This is a genomic window from Falsihalocynthiibacter sp. BN13B15 (genome assembly GCF_041205415.1).
Taxonomy (GTDB): Bacteria; Pseudomonadota; Alphaproteobacteria; order Rhodobacterales; family Rhodobacteraceae; genus Falsihalocynthiibacter; species Falsihalocynthiibacter arcticus.
In genome coordinates this window covers 1-373 of record NZ_JBGFCE010000100.1, presented here as the reverse complement: position 1 = coordinate 373, position 373 = coordinate 1, and the positions used below count along the sequence as shown (strand labels likewise).

The following is a 373-nucleotide window of genomic DNA, read 5'->3' as shown; positions in this document are numbered from 1 at the left end:
CCTACTAACCCGTCTCCGACGAATTTCCGATGCGAACATTGGACCCAACCTGTTCCACCAAAACCGGACCGTCTCATGGCTGACGTCGTTCCCTCGTTCGTGGAGTAAATCCTCCACGTTTCGAAGTGAGAGCGGAAATCGGACATAGAGCATCACCGCAAGGCGAATAATCTCGGGGCTCGTTTTGAATTAGCGAAAGGGAGAGCGTTTTGTTATCGCCGAAGCTACGAAATGATCCTACTTTTCACAATCGGATTTCCTCTGACACTACCTTTTCTGGATATTGTGGCTACTTTGAAAACTCTGTGCATTTGCAGTTGGCCGATTGAGTGCTACGGTTTGGCTATTCTTCAAGCAACGCGAGGATATTTCT

At 48.3% G+C, this 373-nt stretch carries 1 pseudogene; it reads right to left on the bottom strand.

Going from position 1 to position 373, the window contains the following annotated elements:
• Positions 1-171: pseudogene (locus AB9F26_RS22360) on the bottom strand (IS6 family transposase); the annotation flags it as partial.
• Positions 172-373 lie beyond the last annotated feature (202 nt).